Genomic DNA, 18,632 nt, shown 5'->3' with positions numbered 1-18,632 from the left:
TGAACCACGAAGGAACCGCTCATGCCCCTGATCCCAAGCTGGGTCGACAGCGCCAATGCGCCCGATTGCGACTTTCCGCTGAACAACCTGCCCTATGGGGTGTTTTCGCTGGCCGAGGAAGAGCCCCGCTGCGGCGTGGCCATCGGCGACATGATCCTCGACATGGCCGCGGCCGAAGAGGACGGGCTGATCGTGCTGACCGACGAGCCGCTCTTTGCCCTGCCCTTCTGGAACGACCTGATGGAACAGGGTCCGGCGGTCTGGGCTGCCCTGCGCGCGCGGCTGACGGCCCTGCTGGCCCGCGGCGCGCCCGACCGCGAGGCCGTCGAACCGCTGCTGGTGCCCCTGGCCGAAGCCCGGCTGCACCTGCCGTTCGTGGTCAGCGAATACACCGATTTCTACGCCGGCCGGCACCATGCGACCAATGTGGGCACGATGTTCCGTGGGGCGGAAAACGCCCTGCCGCCCAACTGGTTGCACATGCCCATCGGCTATAACGGCCGGGCCTCTTCGGTGGTGGTCTCGGGCACGCCCGTGCGCCGGCCCTGGGGCCAGCTCAAATCGGCCGATCACGACATGCCGGCCTTCCTGCCCTCGCGGCGCTTCGATTTCGAGCTCGAACTGGGCGCGGTGGTGGGCACGCCGTCCGACGGCCCGCTGGCCACCGCCGGGGCCGAGGCGCATATCTTCGGCTTCGTGCTGCTCAACGACTGGTCCGCCCGCGACATCCAGGCCTGGGAATACCAGCCGCTGGGTCCGTTCCAGGCCAAGGCCACGGCGACCAGCCTGTCGCCCTGGATCGTGCCCAAGGCCGCGCTGGAGCCCTTCCGCGCCGATACGCCCGCGCGCGAGGTGCCCCTGCTGGACCACCTGCGCGACGACGGCCCCGGCCTGTTCGACATCGACCTCCAGGTCACGCTGGCCCCTGAAGGCCAGCCGGCCACGACGATCACCCGCACCAATTACCGCGAGATGTATTTCTCGGCCGCCCAGCAGCTGGCCCATCACAGCACCGCCGGATGCCCGATGAATGCCGGCGACCTGCTCGGCTCCGGCACGATCTCCGGCCCCGGCAAACCGGAACGCGGCTCGCTGCTGGAACTGTCCTGGGGCGGAGAGGAGCCCCTGACGCTCGACACCGGGGAAACCCGCAGCTTCCTCCAAGACGGCGATACGCTGACCCTCACGGGCCACGCCCAGGGCGACGGATACCGGATCGGCTTTGGCGCCTGCTCGGGCCAGGTCCTTCCCGCGCTCAAGGATCCGTACCGCCCCTGATCTTCTTCTTGGTAAAAATACCGCCCGCCGCAGGCGTCCGACGACCCCGCAAGCACCCAGGATAAAAGGATTTCCCCATGGCCAAGGCCTTCGCATCCCAAGGCGACACAACCGAGAAGAACATCTCCTTCACCGAGGTCGGCGACGGCCTCTGGGCCTTTACCGCCGAGGGCGATCCCAATTCCGGCGTCATCATCGGCGATGACAGCGTGATGATCGTCGAGGCCCAGGCCACGCCGCGCCTGGCCGGCAAGGTCATAGAGAAGGTGCGCGAGGTCACCGACAAGCCGATCACCCACCTGGTGCTGACCCATTACCACGCGGTCCGCGTGCTGGGCGCCTCGGCCTTTGGCGCGCCGCAGGTCATCATGAGCGAAAAGGCCCGGGCCATGGTGGCCGAACGCGGGCAGGAAGATTGGGACAGCGAGTTCCAGCGTTTCCCCCGGCTGTTCGAAGGGCATGAGAGCATCCCCGGCCTGACCTGGCCCACCACTACCTTTCACGGCCGGATGACGGTCTACCTGGGCAAGCGCCGGGTCGACATCATGCAGATGGGCCGGGCGCATACGGCCGGCGACGCCGTGGTCTTCGTGCCCGACCAGAACGTCATGTTCACCGGTGACATCGTCGAGTACCGCTCGGCCTGCTATTGCGGCGACGGCCATTTCCACGACTGGCCCGGCACGCTGGAAAACATCCGCCGCTGGGACCTCGACGCCATTGCCCCGGGCCGGGGCGATGCGCTGGTCGGCCGGGCGATGGTCAACGAAGCCATCGACCTGACCGGCGATTTCGTCCGGTCGACCTATGCGCCGGCGGCCCGGGTCGCCCTGCGCGGCGGGTCGCTGAAAGACGCCTGGGACGCCGTGCGCGCCGAATGCGATCCGAAATTCGCCGATTACGCCATCTATGAACATTGCCTGCCGTTCAACGTGGCCCGGGCCTATGACGAGGCGCTCGACATCGACACGCCCCGGATCTGGACGGCCGAACGCGACCGCAAGATGTGGGAGGCCCTGCAGGGATGACCCGCGCCCCGAACCACGTCCTTTGCCACCGCCCCTGCCACCTCCTTGGCACGCGCCCCGACCGCCGCGCGTGCCGCCGACCCGGTCGCTGCACCGTCCCCACCTTGCGCCACGCCGCCGACCGACGCGCCGGGGAGCGCCCGACCCGATGAGCGCCACCGAGCCCTTCCGCCTGATGGCGCTGAACAATGCCTGGGCCAATGCAACCCTTTATGCGGCGCTGACCGATCTGCCCGATGGCGGCTTTACCGCCCATGCGCCGGGGTTCTTCGGCTCGCTCAAGGAAACGCTGAACCATATCTGGCAGGTCGACCTCTATTACATCGACGCGCTGGAAGAGGGCGGGCGCGGACGGAGTGTCTATGACCTGGCCGAGATCAGCGACCCGGCCGCGCTGGCCGCCGCCCAGGCCGAGGCCGACATGCGGCTGGCCCGGTTCTGCGACGCGCTGACCCCCGGGATGCTGGCTGCGACCCGGCGCACCGAACGGCGCGGGGCCGTGGTCGCGGAACGGGTCGACGCGCTGTTGCTGCACCTGGCCCAGCACCAGGTCCACCATCGCGGCCAGGCCCATGTCCAGCTGCAATACCAGGGCGTTGCACCGCCGCAGCTGGATGAATTCTACCTGGAGTACGATCGCGCGCCGACCGCCCGCGCCTATTTCGCCTGACGACACCACCATCGGGAGGAGGACCCAATGGCCCATGTCCATGCACCGTTTCCCTACCACCCGCCGCCCGGGCTGCATGCGCCCGAGCCGCGCCACCCCGTGGTCATCGTCGGCGCCGGGCCGGTCGGGCTGACCCTGGCCATCGACCTGGCCCAGCGGGGGGTGGCCTCGGTGGTTCTGGACGACAACGACGTCGTGTCCGTCGGCTCGCGGGCGATCTGCTGGTCGAAACGCTCGCTGGAAATCTTTGGCCGGCTGGGCCTGGGCGAACGGATGCTGGCCCGGGGCGTAACCTGGCAGGTCGGCCGCCAGTTCCACGGCGCCGAAGAGGTCTTTCGCTTTGACCTGCTGCCCGAGGATGGCCACAAGTACCCGGCCTTCATCAACCTGCAGCAATATCATGTCGAGGCGATGCTGGTGGCGCGGGCCCGCGACTTTCCCGGGCTGATCGACCTGCGCTTCCGCAACCGGCTGGTGGCCCATCGCCAGGACGGCGCGCTGGTCCGGCTGGACATCCAGACACCGGACGGGCCCTACCAGCTGGACACCGACTGGCTGGTGGCCTGCGACGGGGCCGGCTCGCCGACCCGGGAGCGGATGGGGCTGAGCTTTGAAGGCCAGACCTTCGAGGAACAATTCCTGATCGCCGATATCGAAATGGCCGACAGCCCCTTCGGTGATGCCGCCGTGCCGGAACGCTGGTTCTGGTTCGATCCGCCGTTCCACCCGGGCAAGTCGGCGCTGCTGCACATGCAGCCCGACCAGATCTATCGCATCGACCTGCAACTGGATGCCGGGGCCTGTGGCCGGACAGAGGCCCGCGAAGACCGGGTGCTGCCGCGCATCCGGGCCATTGTCGGCGACCGGCCGTTCCGGCTGGACTGGGTCAGCGTCTACCGGTTCCGCTGCATCAAGCTGGACCGTTTCGTGCATGGTCGGGTGATCTTTGCCGGGGACAGCGCCCATGTCGTGTCGCCCTTTGGCGCGCGCGGGGGCAATGGCGGCATCCAGGATGCCGACAACCTGGGCTGGAAGCTGGCCGCCGTGATCCGGGGCCAGGCCAGCGGCCCGGCCGCCAAGGCGCTGATCGCCAGCTATGACGACGAGCGCGGCCATGCAGCCGAGGAAAACATCCTGAATTCGGCGCGGTCGACCAGCTTCATGACGCCCAAGACCCCGATCGAGGCGCTGTTCCGGGCCGAGGCCCTGCGGCTGGCCCGCGACCAGCCCTTTGCCCGGCGGCTGCTGAACTCGGGCCGGCTGTCGGTGCCCTGTTCCCTGGAAGGCATGCCGCTGATCACCCCGGGCCACGGGCCTGTGGCCCCGGGCCGGGCGATGGTCGATGCGCCGCTAGACGGGCCCGGCGGGCCGACCTGGCTGAGCGCGCTGCTGGACGGGGGATTTGTGCTGGTGGGGTTCGGGCCGGTGGCCCTGCCCGAGGTGCCGGGCATCGCGCGGATCGGCATCAACCAGCGCCACGGCGATTATCCCTGCTACACCGCGACACGCGGGCTGGCCCTGCGGCGCTACGGCGACCAGGCCGCCTGCCTGTTCCGGCCCGATGGACACGTCGCGGCGGTCTTTGCCCCCGGCCCGCCGGATGCCGCAGCCGTGGCCGCCGCCCGCGACCGGGCGCTGGGGCATCTGCCCGCACCGGCATTCGGGGACACCCCGGCGGAGGCCCTGCCATGAGCGACCCGCGCCCGGCCAATGCCCCCGATGTTCTCGCCGCAGCCGGTCACCCCGCCCCGGACCGGCTGTCACCCGACCAGGACGATTTCTATGCCGCGCTGATGGCCGCCCATGCCGGGCTGGACGCGGCGCAATCCCACGCGCTGAACGCCCGGCTGGTGCTGATGATGGCCAATCGAATCGGTGATCTCGCCGCCCTGCGCGACATCCTGGCCGCGGCCCGATCCGCCGGTGACAAGCCCTGATCCTACGTCAGCGTGCAGAATTGCCGCGGCGCGGCGCAGAAGATGGCTTCGCAGCGGGCAAATTGTCGTGTTAGGCTCTGGCTGCGCGGGCGCGCCGGCACAGCCGGCCTTGGGAGGAGCGCCCGGCGCACCCCAAGGGAGGACATCATGCAGAATGCGCGTCGCGCAGGCCTTGCCTGTGCCCTGACACTTCTTGCCACCCCCATCCTGGCGCAGGATTGCGCGCCGTCGAAATGGGGCGCCGCCGACGAGATCGGCTCGGCCAACCTGGTCACCCCCGAGAACACGCTAAAGGCCGCCGGCCTGATCCGGCAGGGCAAGTCGATGCCCCTGGGCATCGTGATCGACAGCGAAACCCCGGCCTTTGCGCCGCGCTCGCTGAACCTGCAGGTGGTGCAGCCGAACCAGCAGGGCGGCCAGCGGCTGGACGGGTTCGGCTATCCTGGCGTCTACAATGACGACATCCTGCAGACCTGGGTGGGCATCGGCAGCCAGATCGACGGGCTGGGCCACCTGGGCGAAGGCGGGATGTACTACAATTGCAACGACGAAAAGGACTTTGCGGCGATCACAGGGCTGACCCGGCTGGGCGTGCATGCCATCCCGCCGCTGGTCGGCCGGGCGGTGATCGTCGACATGGCGGCCCATGCGGGCAAGGATCACCTGGACGCCGGCGAGCATTTCGGATCAGCCGAGATCCAGGCCGCGGCCGAAGCCCAGGGCGTCACGTTCCGCGAAGGCGACATCATCCTGTTCCACACCGGCTGGACCGAAGCGATGCTTGAGGCCGACCCGACGGCCTGGGTGTCGGGCGAGCCGGGGATCAACAACGAGGGCACGGCCTGGGTGGCCGGGCTGAACCCGATGGCCGTGGGGGGTGACACCTGGGGGCTGGAGCCGGTGCCGGCGGCCGAAGGCGACGGGACGTTTTATGGCCACGTGATCCTGTTGCAGCAGAACGGGATCTACATCCTGGAAACGATGAACACCGGGCCACTGCTGGCCGAAGGGGTCAACGAGTTTTTCTTCGTGCTGGGCCAGGCGCGCATCCGGGGCACGGTACAGATGATCATCAACCCGGTGGCGCTGTACTGAAGCGCCAGGGCGCTGCGGTTTCGGATCGCTGACGCGATCCGACCGGGGGCCGGGCGGCTACGCCGCCCGGCCCCTGCACTCATCCCGGCCCCGCTCAGATTCCGGCCCCCGCCCCATTCCACGCTGGTTTACCGGCCGATCACGGCGCGGCGGCCCAGATTTCCACTTCGACCTTGAATTCCGGGCGGGTGAAGCCCGAGACGATGAGCAGCGTCGAGCTGGGCAGGCGATCGTCCGGTGTGTCGGCCAGAAACCGGTCGCGGGCGGCCATGTAGCCGGCCATGTGGGCGCGATCGGTGACATAGGCCGAAAGGTGGAAGATATCGGCCGGGCCCATGGCGGCCTCGGCCAGGATGGCGCGGATATTGCCGAAACAGATCATGGCCTGGTCAAAGGGATCCTCGGGCACCTGGCCGTCGCCGGCCAGGCCCAGCTGCCCCGAGCTGCGGACGATGCGCTGGCCCGGGGGCAGTTCGATGCCATGGGAATAGCGGGCGAAGGGGGGCGAAATGGTGGCGGGCTGAAGCGATTTCATCGGAACTCCTCGGGATGGTGGCCTTCACTCTTGCGCCTTGGCGGGCGGTTTGGAAGGGTCGGCGCGACGACAGGCGGAGAGGTCGGATGAACGCTGAAATCCTGCGCGATGTGCTTGTGCCCGAAGGGCTTTTCGGGGCGCCGGAGGCGGCGGCCGGGCTGCCCCGTGAAGACGGCTGCCTGCGCGGTGACCTGGTCCTGCGCGACGGCCGGGTGGCCGGCATGGTGCGAGGCGCGGCGCAGGGCCGGCCCCGGGTGGTGATCCCGGCGCTGGTCGAAGCCCATTGCCACCTCGACAAATGCCACACGATCGGGCGGATGACGGGGATCGGCGGCGACCTGCGGGCGGCGATCCAGGCCCAGGCCGCGGACAAGGCTCATTGGACCGCCGCGGATCTCAGGGCGCGTATAGGGCGGGGCATGGACGAGGCGATGGCCGCGGGCTGCGACCTGGTGCGCAGCCATGTCGACTGGCCCGAGGACGGCCGCCCGCCGCTGGCCTGGTCGGTCATGGCCGAAGCGGCGCAGGACCGGCCGGGGCTGGAGCTGGACCGGGCGGCGCTGATGGCGGTGGACCTGCTGGCCGAGCCGGGCATGGCCGAGCGGGTGGCCGGCCACATCGCGGCAACGGGAGGCACGATGGGGGCCTTTGTGCTGGATCATGCCCGGCGCGAAGACGGGCTGCGGGCGGTCATCGAAGCGGCGGGGCGGCACGGGCTGGCGCTGGATTTCCATGTCGACGAAGGGTTGGCCGACGGGCTGGACGGGCTGGGGCTGATCGCCGAGCTGGTGATCGAAACGGGGTTCGACGGGCCGGTGCTCTGTGGCCATTGCTGCAGCTTGATGAATGTCGACGGCCCGGCGCTTGACCGGCTGATCGAGCGCATTGCCCGCGCGGGCATCTGCGTGACGGCCCTGCCCACGACAAACCTCTACCTGCAGGGCCGCGGTCCGGGCACGCCCGACCGGCGCGGCCTGACCCGTCTGCGCGAACTGGCGGCGGGGGGCGTGCCCATCGCGGTGGCATCGGACAACGTCGGAGATGCCTTCTGCCCGACCGGCTGGCACGATCCGTTGGCCGCACTGAACCTGGCCGTGCTGGCCGGCCACCTCGATCCACCCTTCGCCCGCTGGCTGCCGGCGGTGACCCATGACGCCGCCCGTGCCCTCGGCCGGCCCGCCCGCCCCGTCCTGGACGCCCCCCTGTCCGCCCTGCGCCTGAGCGCGGCGCCCGACCTGCCCGGGCTGGTCTCCGGCCGCTTCGCCCCGCCACGGGCCATTGCGCCGGCGGATATCGAGCCGACGGGTATTTAGGCCAAGAAGAAGACAGGGCCGCGCGCTCCGCCCCAATGCGCCGCACCTGTGGCAGGCGCGCGACTTGTCCCTTCTTCTTGGAGATAAATACCCGACACAACGCCGGCCTGGTTGCCCGCCTTCGGGCAAGGGCGGTCCCCGCGGCGCTTTCCTTTTGACCCGCCCGCCGCTAGGCATATGACATGGCGCTGACCTTTCCCACGCTCGACGATTTCTTTGCCCATGGGTTCGACACGGTGATCGACGTGCGCAGCCCCTCGGAATATGCCGAAGACCACGTGCCCGGGGCGATCAGCCTGCCCGTGCTCGACGACGAGGAACGCGCGCGGGTCGGCACGATCTACAAGCAGGAAAGCCCCTTCCTGGCCCGCAAGCTGGGCGCCGCACTGGTGTTCCGCAATGCCGCCGACCACATCGCCGGGCCCTTGTCCCATCACGAAGGCGGCTGGAAGCCCCTGGTCTATTGCTGGCGCGGCGGGCAGAGATCAGGCAGCTTTGCCTGGATGCTCAAGGAAATCGGCTGGCGGGCCGACAGCGTGCAGGGCGGGTACCGCAGTTTTCGTCGGCTGGTGAACGCCTATCTCTACGATGCCCCCCTGCCCCACCGGCTGGTGCTGATCGACGGCAACACCGGCACGGCCAAGACCGAGCTGTTGCACGTCCTGGCCCGGCGCGGCTGGCAGGTGCTCGACCTGGAAGGCGCGGCCCGGCACCGGGGCTCGCTGCTGGGCGGAATGGGCGGCCAGCCCAGCCAGAAGGCGTTTGAGACGATCCTCGCCGGCAAGCTGACGGCCATGGACCCGGCCCGGCCGGTGCTGGTCGAGGCGGAATCCTCGAAGATCGGCGAACGCATCATCCCCCCCGCGCTCTGGGCCCCGATGAAAGCCGCTCCACGGATCGAGATCGGCGCGGACATGGCCGCCCGGGTGGCCTACCTGGTGGCGGCCTATGACGACGTTCTGGACGACGGTCCGCGGCTGGAAACCCTGCTGTGGCACCTGCGCGAGCTGCGCGGCCACGAGGTTGTCGACGGCTGGCTGGCCCACCACGCCGCGGGCGACAAGCGCGGGCTGACCGAGGCGCTGATGGCTCAGCATTACGACCCGGCCTATGCCAAGTCGCGCCGGGCGATCGGCGGCGCACCCATGGCCCGGGTCCAGGCCAAGGCGCTGGACGGGCCGGGCATCGAGGCCCTTGCCGGCGAGGTCGAGGCTGCGCTGAACGGCTTGCGCGCCGGCTGAACCGGCCGAGAATTTTCGCGAAAATTCTGGGACCCGTGGGACCCGTGGGAGCCGTGTCGCCGGGATCACTCCAGGCGGATGCGCGGGGTCGCCGGATCGGCGCTGACCACCTGGCCGATCCGGGCGGCGGCATGGCCCTCTGCCGCAAGCCGGGCCAGCAGCTCGGGCGCGGCCTCGTGCGCCACCGCGGCCAGAAGGCCGCCGCCGGTCTGGGGATCGAACAGCAGGTCGGCCAGCCCCCCGGCGGGCAGCTCCGGGACCAGGGCGCGGTTCTCGGCATGGATCGTCGAGCGGACGCCCTGAAGGGCCAAGTCCAGCGCCCCGTCCATCAGCGGCAAGGCCTGTGCCTCAAGCCGGGCAGCGACACCCGAGGCCGTGCAGATCCCGTCGAGATGGCCGGCCAGGCCAAAGCCGGTGACATCGGTCATCGCATGGGCCCCGGCCAGGATCGCCGCGGCCCGGCCCTGGGGCTGCTGCATCCATTCCAGCGCCGCCACGACGTCCTGCCCCCGGGCCAGCCCGGCCATGTCCCCGGCCATCAGCACCCCTGACCCCAGCGGCTTGGTCAGGATCAGCGCATCGCCCGGCCGCGCCCCGGCCAGGGTGATCGGCGCGGCCGACAGCGTCCCGGTCACCGAAAAGCCGATGGTCAGCTCGGCTCCGACCGAGGTATGCCCGCCAATGATCTCGGCCCCGGCCGCGCGCAGGCCGATGCGGGCGGTGTCCATGATCTCGATAAGCGTGCGCTGCTGCAAGGCCGGCGTCAGGCGAGGCAGGATCAGCGAGACCAGGGCCGTGGCCGGCTGCCCGCCCATGGCCCAGATATCGCCCAGGGCATGGGTCACCGCGATGCGCGTCATCGTCACCGGATCGTCGACCATGGCCCGCAAATGATCGGTGGTCAGCACCAGCCGGGCCTCCCCCTGGCGCAGCACGGCAGCATCGTCGCCGGGCAACATCTCGATCTCGGGCCGGTCGGCGGGCGGAGCCTGCAGGATCTGCGCCAGCCCGGCCCGCCCGACCTTGGCCCCGCAGCCTCCGCAGAGCGGCCGGTCGCCCAGGGTCTCGGCCAGGCCGGCGGCATGATCGCGGGGCAGATCGGCCGGGGCCATGGCCGGCAGGTCGCGGAACCGGTCCATGAAACGCCGGTCGATCCGGTCCTTCCAGCGCCAGACCAGCGGGCCGGAAAACGGCCGGCCCAGCCGTTCACCCAGGGCCTCGCGCCCGCCCAGCGAGATCAGCTTGAGGTAATCGCCCTGCGGCCGGTAGCGCCGGGTGACCGGCCGGCCCATGGCCCGGGCGCGCAGGTTGTCAAACAGCACCGGGGCCTGGCGCACGGCATAGACCCCGGCCTTGGGTCGGGGCGCAAAGCCCATATGGGCGCAATCGCCGCTGGCAAAGATGTCGTGATCCGAGGTTTGCAGCGTCGGTTCGATGGCCAGGAACCCGTCGTGACAGGCCAGGCCCGAGGCCTCCAGCCAGCCCTGGGGCCGGGCGCCAGCCGCGCCGGTGATGAAATCGGCGGCGATCGTCTCACCGTCGGCCAAGGTCAGCCCCTTGTTCGTCACGGTCGAGACGGGGGCGTTTTCGCGCAAGCCGATGCCGGCCTCGGCCAGCCGGGCGCGCAGGATGCGGGCCGAGGCCGGGCGCAGGGCGGTCAGGGCCGTGGCCGCGTCGACCAGGGTGATCGTGGCCGGCCGTTCGCGGGCGGCCAGGGCATGGGCCATGGCCAGGGCCAGCTCGACCCCGGCCACGCCCGCGCCGATCACGGCCACGGAGGCCGGTCCGGGCCGGTCCAGGTAGGCCGCCCAGGCCGCGGCAAAGGGGCCCAGGGGCTTGGCCGGGGTGGCAAAGCGGTCGAAACCCGGCAGGTCGGGCATGGCCGAGGTGATGCCGATGTCGATGGAACAGATGTCGAAACCGATGGGCGGGCGGCCCGGCACGTGGATCTCGCGGGCCCGGGTATCCAGCCCCGTGGCCGCGCCCAGGACCAGGCGCGCTCCGGCGAACCGGGCCAGGCGGACAAGGTCGATATCCAGCGCCGCGCGGGGGTAATGGCCGGCGACATGGCCGGGCAGCATGCCGGAATAGGCCGCCGTCGGCCCGGGATCGACGAGGGTCAGCCGCGCGCCGGGCAAGGGCCGCATGCCCCAGCGGCGCAGGACCAGGGCATGGCTGTGGCCGCCGCCAAGCAGGACGATATCGCGGGTCAGGGGAAGGCTGGGCATGTCCATGACCCGCTTATCCGGCCCGGGAGAGGGGCTGGCAAGGCACCAGGTGACCGGGCCGCGGGAATGTGAGGTGGCGTGGTCGCGGCCGGGGCGCCGCTTGCCCCGAAGCGGATGCGGATTGTCCCCGGCCGGTCTCCGACGTGGCCCGATGCAGATGGGCTGTGTCCCGGGCCGCGCGGCAACATGGCCCCGGTGCGGAAGCGGTTTGCCCACCGCCGGGCTATGGTTTGCCCAAGGTCTGGATGCGGTGCGTCCCACCGCCTGCCTGCGACATGCCCGAAGTGCAGACACCGCAGGTCTCTCCGCGCCGGGCAGTGGCGCGACCTTCGCCCCACCTTCACACGGCCCACCCGGCGCCCAGCCCTGTCGAGCCGAACCATGCCCGGTTGCGGCTTGCCAAGGGTGCGGACGCCACCCCCCCGGGCGCAAGGCCCGACCCGCGCCCGGCAGTCAGGCCGGCAGGGCCAGCTCGGCCAGCCGGGCCTCGACCGTGGCGCGTTCGGCACGGGACAGGGTGGCGAAGGTCGCGGCGATGGCGGCCATGCCGTCATGCGCCGTCTGGCCCGGCCCTTCGGCCACCGGCGCATAGGCCCCGAAGGCCGCGTTGAGCCGGTCGAGCAGGCCCATCACCCGGGTCAGCCCGGCGGCACAATCCGTCACCTCGGCGCGGATGGCGTCGGCCCCCGGCGCAAAGGCATCGGCCTCGTCCTCGGTCATGCGGCCCTCGACGAAATCGCGCAGTTGCCCGGCTTCGGCCACGCGGTCGGCGATGGCCGGGTCGGGCCAGGCCGCATCCTTGGCCAGCGTGCCGAACAGCCGGTCGATCGCCGGGCTGGACAGGCTGTCGGCCGCCATCCGGGGCTTGGCCGCCGAATGGGCCGCCGCCTTGAAGGCCGTCCACGAGGCCATGGTAAAGGCCGGCGTGCCCGGATGCCACTTTCCGCCATCCTTGTAATCGACGCGCAGCACGGTCGGATCGTCAGCCAGCTCGTGTTCGAGATAGGCGATCAGCTTGACGCAGATGTCCTTGTCGTTCTGCATCGCCGCAACGGTCAGCCCCGAGGCCCGCACGGCCTGCTGGGCCACCGTATCGCCCATGATCGACGCGCCGTAGGCGATGGAACACTTGGCCAGGGTCGAATTCATCCGCAGCGCCTTGCGCGCGGCCTTGCGGTTGCCCGGATCGCCAAGCGCGGCCTTGTAGGCGTTCCAGCCGCGCACGATGTCGACCTCTTTCTGCATCTTGTAGCCGAATTCGACCACCGCCGCGGCCATCGACGTGCCGGCCGAGGTCATCGTCGCCACGCCCGTCGGATCAAAGGCCCGGGCCACCTCGGCCCCGGCCTTGACCGTGTCGAGCACCAGCTTGACCGAGGCCTGCGACAGGTGGATGCGCGCGTTGGACAGGGTGTTCTGGATCGCCGCCGCCGCGCCGGACTGGCCGGCCATGGCCAGTTCCATGCTGTCGACCCAGGCATTGTGGGTCTCGACGCATTTGATCAGCGCATAGATGTCGGCCGCCACCTTCTGGGCAGCCACCACGGCCCCGGCCCCGGGCACCAGCGCCGCGATGATCCCCGCCGCCCCGCCGGTGATGCCGTTGATCAGCGCCACCTTCTGGCGCAGGGCCGCCGTGTTGGCCATGGCCTGGTCGATGGCCCGGGTGGCCTGCTGGATCTCTTCGGGCGTGCGGCTGTTGATGTCGGGGTCGGGCATGGCATCGGAATAGATCTGCTCGAACCCGACCAGCTCGGCATCGACCTCGCCCATGATCTTTTCGATGCCCTCGGGCGAAAACACCCGGGCCAGCTCTTCCTCGGCCTGTTTCTTCTGGGCGGCCGACACGTCGTCGGCAATGGCATCGGCCATCTTGTCGGCCTCGATGCCCGTCAGCAGGTCGGGCTGGAGCCCGGCAAAGACCGTCTTGTCAAAGGTCGCCAGCTGGCCGGCCAGGCCCGACATGATCTTGGCCGACCCGGCGTTCTGGCCCGTCTCGCCGCCTTCCAGTTCCATGTACTGGCTGTCGTGGAAACTGGCTTCGAGCAATTCGCGCTGGGACACGTCGGCATGCATGTCGTCGAAGAGCTGTTCCGACTTGACCGCAAAGGTCGTGCTGACCGCCGCCCCGCCCAGCAGCAGGCCCAGCGTCTTGATGTCACCCTCTTCCCAGGCCCGGATGATCAGCGGCGCGCTGCCGACCGTCGTGATGGCCACCTGGATCGCCGCGGCGATCTGCGACATCGCCGCCTGGGTCGCCGCGCGCTCCTTCTTGATGTCGGCCTGTTCCTCGTCCGACAGCTGTTTCTCGTCGGCCGTCAGGTCCGAAACCTTGCCCCCCACGGCATTGATCGAACTGGCCACGATGCCCGCGAAATCGCCGATCAGGGCGGCGACCATGGCCGCCTGCTTGTTGGGGTCCTTTTCCTTGACCGTCAGCACCAGCGACGGGCCCATTCGCGCGCCCTTGAACGCCGCGTCCAGCGCCGAGGTCACGCAGGTCACCATGCCCTTGGACGCGCCCTGTTCCGTCATCCCCGCGCTGACCCCCGCGACCGAGAGCGACTGGGCCACGGCCACGCCCTTTTCGATGGTCTGCATCCATTTCTTCAGCGTGTCGGGTTCGGTCGAGTAATGGTGATCGACGGCCAGTTCCACGGCCGAAATCCCGCCCAGCAGCAGGGCCGAACCGCTGTCGACATAGGTCGACACGGCGGCCAGCTGCTTGTTGGCCTCCTGCAGGCCCTTCACCTCGTTCTGCAACTCGGCCGTCCGGGTCGGATCGCTGTCGCCCAGCTCGTCGATCTCCAGCTTCTTGGCCTTGATGTCGGCATTGTTCGACGCGACATCCTGGGCATTGCCCATGGTCACCGCTCCCGACACCAGCGCCGTGCCCAGCGTGGCCACGTCCTTGGCAATGCGCAGGCCCTTGGCCCAGTTTTCCTGGGCCTTGGTACGGGTCGCCGTGTAGGCATCGATCTTGTCTTCGTAGAAGCTGCGCGCGCCGGCGAAGTTGACCGCATGTTCCGAATAGGCATCGGGCACCATGTTGTCGGGGATCAGCCCCTGGCGCACCAGCGGGGTCCACAGCTCGTTGCGGATGTCTTCGTCGGAAAACAGCGGCTCGCCAGAGGCGTCCAGCTGCATCTTCATGGCCTTTTCCATCTGCCGGATGCGCTCGAAACTCTGGGCCAGGGCCATCAGGTCTTCGTTGGGGATCTCTTCGAGATTGACGTCGATATCGGCCCGCGTGTCGATCTCGACATCGGCGCGCAGCTCGTAGCGGGCCAGCAGGCCGGTGTTGGTGTCCTCGTCGCCGGCCCGCCATTTCATCTCGGCGTAGTCCTTGCTCTCGTCGCGTGCCAGCGTCTTGTAGACCGCCTTGATGAACCCGGGCTGCACCTCGCGCTTGGCGGTGATGCGCGACTGGGCCGCGTCGATCTCGCCGGACACGGCCGACAGCTGGGCGCCCAGCACCCCGGTCAGAAAGCCGTCGCGGGCCGCCGTCCGTTCCATCTGGTCGTCCTGGCTCTGCTGGCTGATGCCCTTGCCCGCGACCCAGTTGATCCAGGTGATCTCGGCTTCGCTCAATGCCATGTTGATGCCCTCCTACAGCTTCGCCGGATCGAGATCGCGGATGATGCGGGTTTCCAGGTCGTGCAGCGCGGCCACCACCGCCGGCCAGGCCGCGCCCTTGTCAAAGGGGTTGTCGCGGTAGACCTTCAGCGCCGGATCGGCGTCCAGCCCGGCGCGGATGTCGCGCACGGCGGCCAGCGCGCCTTCGCGGGCCAGGGCCAGCCGTTTCTTGCGCTCGGGATGGGTTGTCGGCAGGGCCAGGGCATCATCCACGTCCGTCCGGGCGCTGGCCTTGAGCGTGGCCAGCGCCTTGACCTGGTCGCGCCCGACCAGGGCCAGAACGGCCCGGACGGCATCCACATTGCCCTGCAGGCCGGCATCGGCCTTCTGGTCGGCGTCTTCCTCGGCCCGTTCCTTGATCATCCCGCCGGTCTTGGCCGCGGCCTCCTGGGTATGGCCCAGGTTCTTGACCACCGCCGCGCCGAATTGAGAGATGAACTCGGTCGACACCGACCCGCCGTCCTGGCCGGTGATGCCCGTCGTGTCGCCCATCTCGGCGTTCAGTTCCTCCGCCGTGCTCAGCTGCATCTTGTATTGCGACAGCGCGGCATCCGCATCGCCGGATTTCTCGTGGATGTGCTTGGTCTGCTCGTATTGCTTGTCGAGACTGTCGTAGATGGCCTTGTACTCGCGGTAATTGGTCATCCGCTTGCGGTTCTTCTTCAGGTGAGACTTGGCCGTGTCCAACTGCGTGCGCAGCTTGGAACGCGCGGTTTCGGCCTTTCCCTCGGCCGTGTCCTTGTCGCGGTGGCCCTTGGCCGCCCCGCCCAGGAATGTCGCCAGTCGGCGCAGCGCATCGGCCCCGCCGGTCGCCACGTCCAGCCCGGCCAGCTCGGCCATCTCGTCGGTCATCGCCTGGCGCAGCTCGGTGCCGATGCGCTCGGCCCCGTCGATCCCGTCGGCCGTCTTGGATTCGATGGTCTGCCAGGCCACGCCCAGCCGCGTGGCATGCCGGCCTTCCAGCGCCTTGCTGTCGCGGGCCTTGGCCGCCAGAAGGACCATGTCGTCGCGCAAGGTGGCGATCAGCGCGTCGATGGCCGTTTCCTCGGCCTGGTCCAAGCCGTCACGGTCCAGCCCGGCGACCAGCGCATCGGGCCCGGCCTTGACCAGCGCCTCAAGCTTGCGCGCCAGCCCGTCCGACGCCGCGCTGCGCCCGCCGGCCAGGTCGGTCTCGATCCCCGTCAGGGTGGCGCTGACCTCCTTGTAGCGCGTCTTGAGCGCCTCGGCCGCCGCCTTGTGGCCGGTCAGCGCCTGGTGGATCTCGTCGACCTTGGCCCGCGCCTCGGCCGGCTTCATCTTGGTCACGTATCCCTTGCGGAAGGTCTCCAGCCCGGCCTTGGTCTCGCCGAAGCCCGCCGGCAGCCATTCGGCAAACAGCTTGTGACCCAGCAGCACATCGCATTTGCGCAGCTGCTCGGCGATGTGGTCGTAATCCTTGGCCCCGCCCTTGATCGCCGCCAGGTCACCCTGGGCGGCCGTCACGGCCTCGGTGATCATGTCGGCGCAATCGGGGCTTTCACAGGCCGCCAGCGCCTCGAGCATGCGCGCCTTGTCCAGCAGCATCTGCATCGCCTCGCGGGGGATGTGGCTGGTCTTGCGCCGGGGCTCGGTGCCGCTCTTGTGGGCCTCGATCTCGTGGTAGCTGCGCGTGCCGTCGTCATTGTCGATGACCAGCAGCCGGTCGGGCGGCACCTTGCCGACATTGGCCTCGTCGACCTTGTGGGTGCGGAACAGGTCCAGCAGGCCCTTGCGGATGTCGTTGCCCGCCGCCCCGGCCGCCTCGCGGGCCTCCTGGTCCTGCGGATTGACCACAAAGCCCCGTTCGGCCGCATCCAGCGCCTTTTCAAAGTCCCGGATACCGTCCTCGACCGTTGCCAGCGAGATCGGCGCCACGGTCAGCGCATCCCCCCGCGCCGCGATCAACCCGTCGAGCCGGCCGCGCAGGGCCTCGTCGCCATCGCCACCCCGGCCCCAGAACCGGTCCAGCCGCACCGACAGCCGCTTGATGTCGCGCTCGGTCTGGTCGGCCCGCGACGGCGGCACGTCGGGCAGGTCGGGCAAGGGGAACTTGTTGGCCCCCAGGAAGCGGAAATAGAGCCGGTCGGCCTCGGCCACCAGCGCCTTGCCCTCGGCCACCCGGCCGTCCTCGATCTGCGCCTCGGCCTTGTCGAGGATGCCATGCAGCGCCGCATGCTGTTCGGCCGAGATGTCGGTCAGGCTCTCTTCGCCCAGGAACAGCTGGTCCTGCACGGCCACCCGGTTCAGCGCCCGGTCATAGCGTTCGCGGTTCTCGGCGATCTGGCCGACAAGATACCCGCCGCCGTCGACCTGCCCACCCAGCAACAGCAGCGCCGTGCCTTCGGGCGCGGCAGGCAGCGGATCGAGCGCGGCAAGGAAGGCCGCCGGATCCTGGGCCAGGTCCAGCGCGCCGTTGTAATCGTCGTTGGCCTGGTCCAGCCGGGCCAGCCGGCCGGCCAGCTGGTCGGTGTACATTTCCAGCTGCGCGCGCCGGGCCTTCAGGTCGCCCAGCCGGGCCTTTTCGGCCTCGTAGCGCGCGGCCAGGTCGCGTTTCTCGTTGAACCCGGTGGCATTGGTCTTGTCGACCAGCAGCTGGTCGACCTTGGCATCCAGCGCCGTGATCGCCGTGTCCAGCCGGCCGGTCCGCGCCGTGATCTGGTCCAGCCGGAAGGTCTCGCGCCGGGCAATGTCGCCGGTCGCCGTGTCATCGCCCTGCAGCGCGGCCAGCCGGGCCACGGCCTGGGCGTTGAGCACCTCGCGCAGGTCGGCCAGGTAGGGCGCGCAGTCGACCGCCACGCCGTCGGCCACCCTCTCGGCCACATCGCGCAGCTGGGCATCCGTGCGCCCGCCACCTTCCAGCGCCTCTTCGACCAGCAGGGCAATCGCCGCCCCGGCCTGGTCGCAGACCTGGTCATGCCCCTCCAGCGCCTCGGCCCGCCGGGCATCCGCATCGCCGTCTTCCAGCGCCTTCTCGGCCATCTCGCGGGTCATGCCCCCCACGCCGTCAAGGGCCCGCATCGCCGCGACCCGTTCGCCCATCCGCAGGATCGGCCCGATGCCGCTGCGCACCACCGGGGGCGGCAGGTCGGGCAGGCCATTCCGGTGACCGTTCAGCAGGCCCTGGTAGATCCCGAAGGACTGCTTGCCATGGTCAAAGAGCGGCGCATCGACCGGCGCGGTCTCGACCTCTGCCGCCTTTTCCGAAGCCGTTTTCTTCAGCTGGGCCAGCCGGTCGCGATAGGCCTTCAGCGCGGTTTCGAAATCGGTGTTCCGGTTGCGCGCGTCCACCTTGGCCGCGGCCTGGTACTGGGCGCTCAATTCATCCGATTCGCGTTCCATCTCGGACACCAGCGCCGTGACCGTGTCGCGCAGCCGGTCGAATTCCAGGTAATTGCGCTTGATCCGGTCGTTTGCGGTTTCGATCCGCTGGACCAGCTCGCGATAGGTGGATTTCTTCTTGGTCCAGCCTTTCTTGGGGATCACCTTCAGATATCGCGACACAAAGGACATCTGTTCGATGGTCAGTTCGACCGCCGGGCTCTGGTCATCAGGCATGGACCCCTCCTCCTGCCTGCGCGCCGCGGAAAATCAACCCAGGGTTGCGACGCACATGTCTGCCAAGGTTACACAGCGCATTGCCCTAAGGGCAACTG

General features: G+C 69.5%; 12 protein-coding genes. 8 read left to right on the top strand and 4 right to left on the bottom strand.

Annotation, left to right across the window (positions count from 1 at the left end; translation table 11 throughout):
- Positions 1-21: 21 nt before the first annotated feature.
- From fahA to ACK3BB_RS05900, 6 genes are all read left to right on the top strand, one after another.
- Complete coding sequence (fahA, locus tag ACK3BB_RS05925) at positions 22-1,278, top strand: fumarylacetoacetase (RefSeq protein ID WP_428927805.1); 1,257 nt, start codon at positions 22-24, stop codon at positions 1,276-1,278.
- 77 nt (positions 1,279-1,355) lie between these two features.
- On the top strand, positions 1,356-2,306 hold the full coding sequence (locus ACK3BB_RS05920; RefSeq protein WP_428927804.1) for an MBL fold metallo-hydrolase: 951 nt from the start codon (positions 1,356-1,358) through the stop codon (positions 2,304-2,306).
- 148 nt (positions 2,307-2,454) lie between these two features.
- Positions 2,455-2,976 carry a DinB family protein gene (locus ACK3BB_RS05915; RefSeq protein ID WP_428927803.1) on the top strand — a complete coding sequence of 174 codons (522 nt, stop codon included), beginning with the start codon at positions 2,455-2,457 and terminating at the stop codon, positions 2,974-2,976.
- A 27-nt stretch (positions 2,977-3,003) separates the two neighbouring features.
- Positions 3,004-4,668, top strand: coding sequence for an FAD-dependent monooxygenase (locus ACK3BB_RS05910; RefSeq protein WP_428927802.1), 1,665 nt, complete (start codon positions 3,004-3,006; stop codon positions 4,666-4,668).
- Positions 4,665-4,913: a DUF2783 domain-containing protein gene (locus ACK3BB_RS05905; RefSeq protein WP_428927801.1), complete on the top strand. Its 249-nt coding sequence runs from the start codon at positions 4,665-4,667 to the stop codon at positions 4,911-4,913. Before ACK3BB_RS05910 ends, ACK3BB_RS05905 begins: the two co-directional genes overlap by 4 nt.
- A 147-nt stretch (positions 4,914-5,060) precedes the next feature.
- A complete protein-coding gene (locus ACK3BB_RS05900) occupies positions 5,061-6,008 on the top strand; it encodes a cyclase family protein (RefSeq protein ID WP_428927800.1) in 948 nt (315 codons plus the stop codon).
- A gap of 139 nt (positions 6,009-6,147) precedes the next feature.
- On the opposite strand, the gene ACK3BB_RS05895 is transcribed toward ACK3BB_RS05900, so the two are convergent.
- The gene (locus ACK3BB_RS05895) at positions 6,148-6,543 is read right to left on the bottom strand and encodes a RidA family protein (protein WP_428927799.1); all 396 of its coding nucleotides are present in this window, start codon (positions 6,541-6,543) and stop codon (positions 6,148-6,150) included.
- A gap of 86 nt (positions 6,544-6,629) precedes the next feature.
- Between ACK3BB_RS05895 and ACK3BB_RS05890 the strand changes: the two genes are divergently transcribed.
- A complete protein-coding gene (locus ACK3BB_RS05890; RefSeq protein WP_428927798.1) occupies positions 6,630-7,856 on the top strand; it encodes an amidohydrolase family protein in 1,227 nt (408 codons plus the stop codon).
- A gap of 182 nt (positions 7,857-8,038) precedes the next feature.
- Positions 8,039-9,097 (top strand): tRNA 2-selenouridine(34) synthase MnmH, encoded by a 1,059-nt coding sequence (mnmH, locus tag ACK3BB_RS05885; RefSeq protein ID WP_428927797.1) that lies wholly within the window; start codon positions 8,039-8,041, stop codon positions 9,095-9,097.
- Positions 9,098-9,162: 65 nt separating this feature from the next.
- Here the strand turns inward: mnmH and selD are convergent, their stop codons facing one another.
- The 3 genes from selD to ACK3BB_RS05870 all read right to left on the bottom strand — a co-directional run bounded on the left by selD (position 9,163) and on the right by ACK3BB_RS05870 (position 18,534).
- Positions 9,163-11,331 carry a selenide, water dikinase SelD gene (gene selD / locus ACK3BB_RS05880; protein ID WP_428927796.1) on the bottom strand — a complete coding sequence of 723 codons (2,169 nt, stop codon included), beginning with the start codon at positions 11,329-11,331 and terminating at the stop codon, positions 9,163-9,165.
- A gap of 447 nt (positions 11,332-11,778) precedes the next feature.
- Positions 11,779-14,922 carry a hypothetical protein gene (locus ACK3BB_RS05875; protein WP_428927795.1) on the bottom strand — a complete coding sequence of 1,048 codons (3,144 nt, stop codon included), beginning with the start codon at positions 14,920-14,922 and terminating at the stop codon, positions 11,779-11,781.
- A gap of 12 nt (positions 14,923-14,934) precedes the next feature.
- Positions 14,935-18,534: a hypothetical protein gene (locus ACK3BB_RS05870; protein WP_428927794.1), complete on the bottom strand. Its 3,600-nt coding sequence runs from the start codon at positions 18,532-18,534 to the stop codon at positions 14,935-14,937.
- Positions 18,535-18,632: the final 98 nt, after the last annotated feature.

The organism is Marinibacterium sp. SX1, assembly GCF_050389775.1.
In the GTDB taxonomy this organism is placed as follows: domain Bacteria; phylum Pseudomonadota; class Alphaproteobacteria; order Rhodobacterales; family Rhodobacteraceae; genus Marinibacterium.
This window is presented reverse-complemented; position numbering and strand designations above follow the sequence as displayed.

What these genes read in the sequence shown, in the direction of transcription:
- fahA (WP_428927805.1), top strand. Translation starts at nt 22, where the DNA reads ATGCCCCTGATCCCAAGCTGGGTCGACAGCGCCAATGCGCCCGATTGC.
- ACK3BB_RS05920 (WP_428927804.1), top strand. Translation starts at nt 1,356, where the DNA reads ATGGCCAAGGCCTTCGCATCCCAAGGCGACACAACCGAGAAGAACATC.
- ACK3BB_RS05915 (WP_428927803.1), top strand. Translation starts at nt 2,455, where the DNA reads ATGAGCGCCACCGAGCCCTTCCGCCTGATGGCGCTGAACAATGCCTGG.
- ACK3BB_RS05910 (WP_428927802.1), top strand. Translation starts at nt 3,004, where the DNA reads ATGGCCCATGTCCATGCACCGTTTCCCTACCACCCGCCGCCCGGGCTG.
- ACK3BB_RS05905 (WP_428927801.1), top strand. Translation starts at nt 4,665, where the DNA reads ATGAGCGACCCGCGCCCGGCCAATGCCCCCGATGTTCTCGCCGCAGCC.
- ACK3BB_RS05900 (WP_428927800.1), top strand. Translation starts at nt 5,061, where the DNA reads ATGCAGAATGCGCGTCGCGCAGGCCTTGCCTGTGCCCTGACACTTCTT.
- ACK3BB_RS05895 (WP_428927799.1), bottom strand. Translation starts at nt 6,543, where the DNA reads ATGAAATCGCTTCAGCCCGCCACCATTTCGCCCCCCTTCGCCCGCTAT.
- ACK3BB_RS05890 (WP_428927798.1), top strand. Translation starts at nt 6,630, where the DNA reads ATGAACGCTGAAATCCTGCGCGATGTGCTTGTGCCCGAAGGGCTTTTC.
- mnmH (WP_428927797.1), top strand. Translation starts at nt 8,039, where the DNA reads ATGGCGCTGACCTTTCCCACGCTCGACGATTTCTTTGCCCATGGGTTC.
- selD (WP_428927796.1), bottom strand. Translation starts at nt 11,331, where the DNA reads ATGGACATGCCCAGCCTTCCCCTGACCCGCGATATCGTCCTGCTTGGC.
- ACK3BB_RS05875 (WP_428927795.1), bottom strand. Translation starts at nt 14,922, where the DNA reads ATGGCATTGAGCGAAGCCGAGATCACCTGGATCAACTGGGTCGCGGGC.
- ACK3BB_RS05870 (WP_428927794.1), bottom strand. Translation starts at nt 18,534, where the DNA reads ATGCCTGATGACCAGAGCCCGGCGGTCGAACTGACCATCGAACAGATG.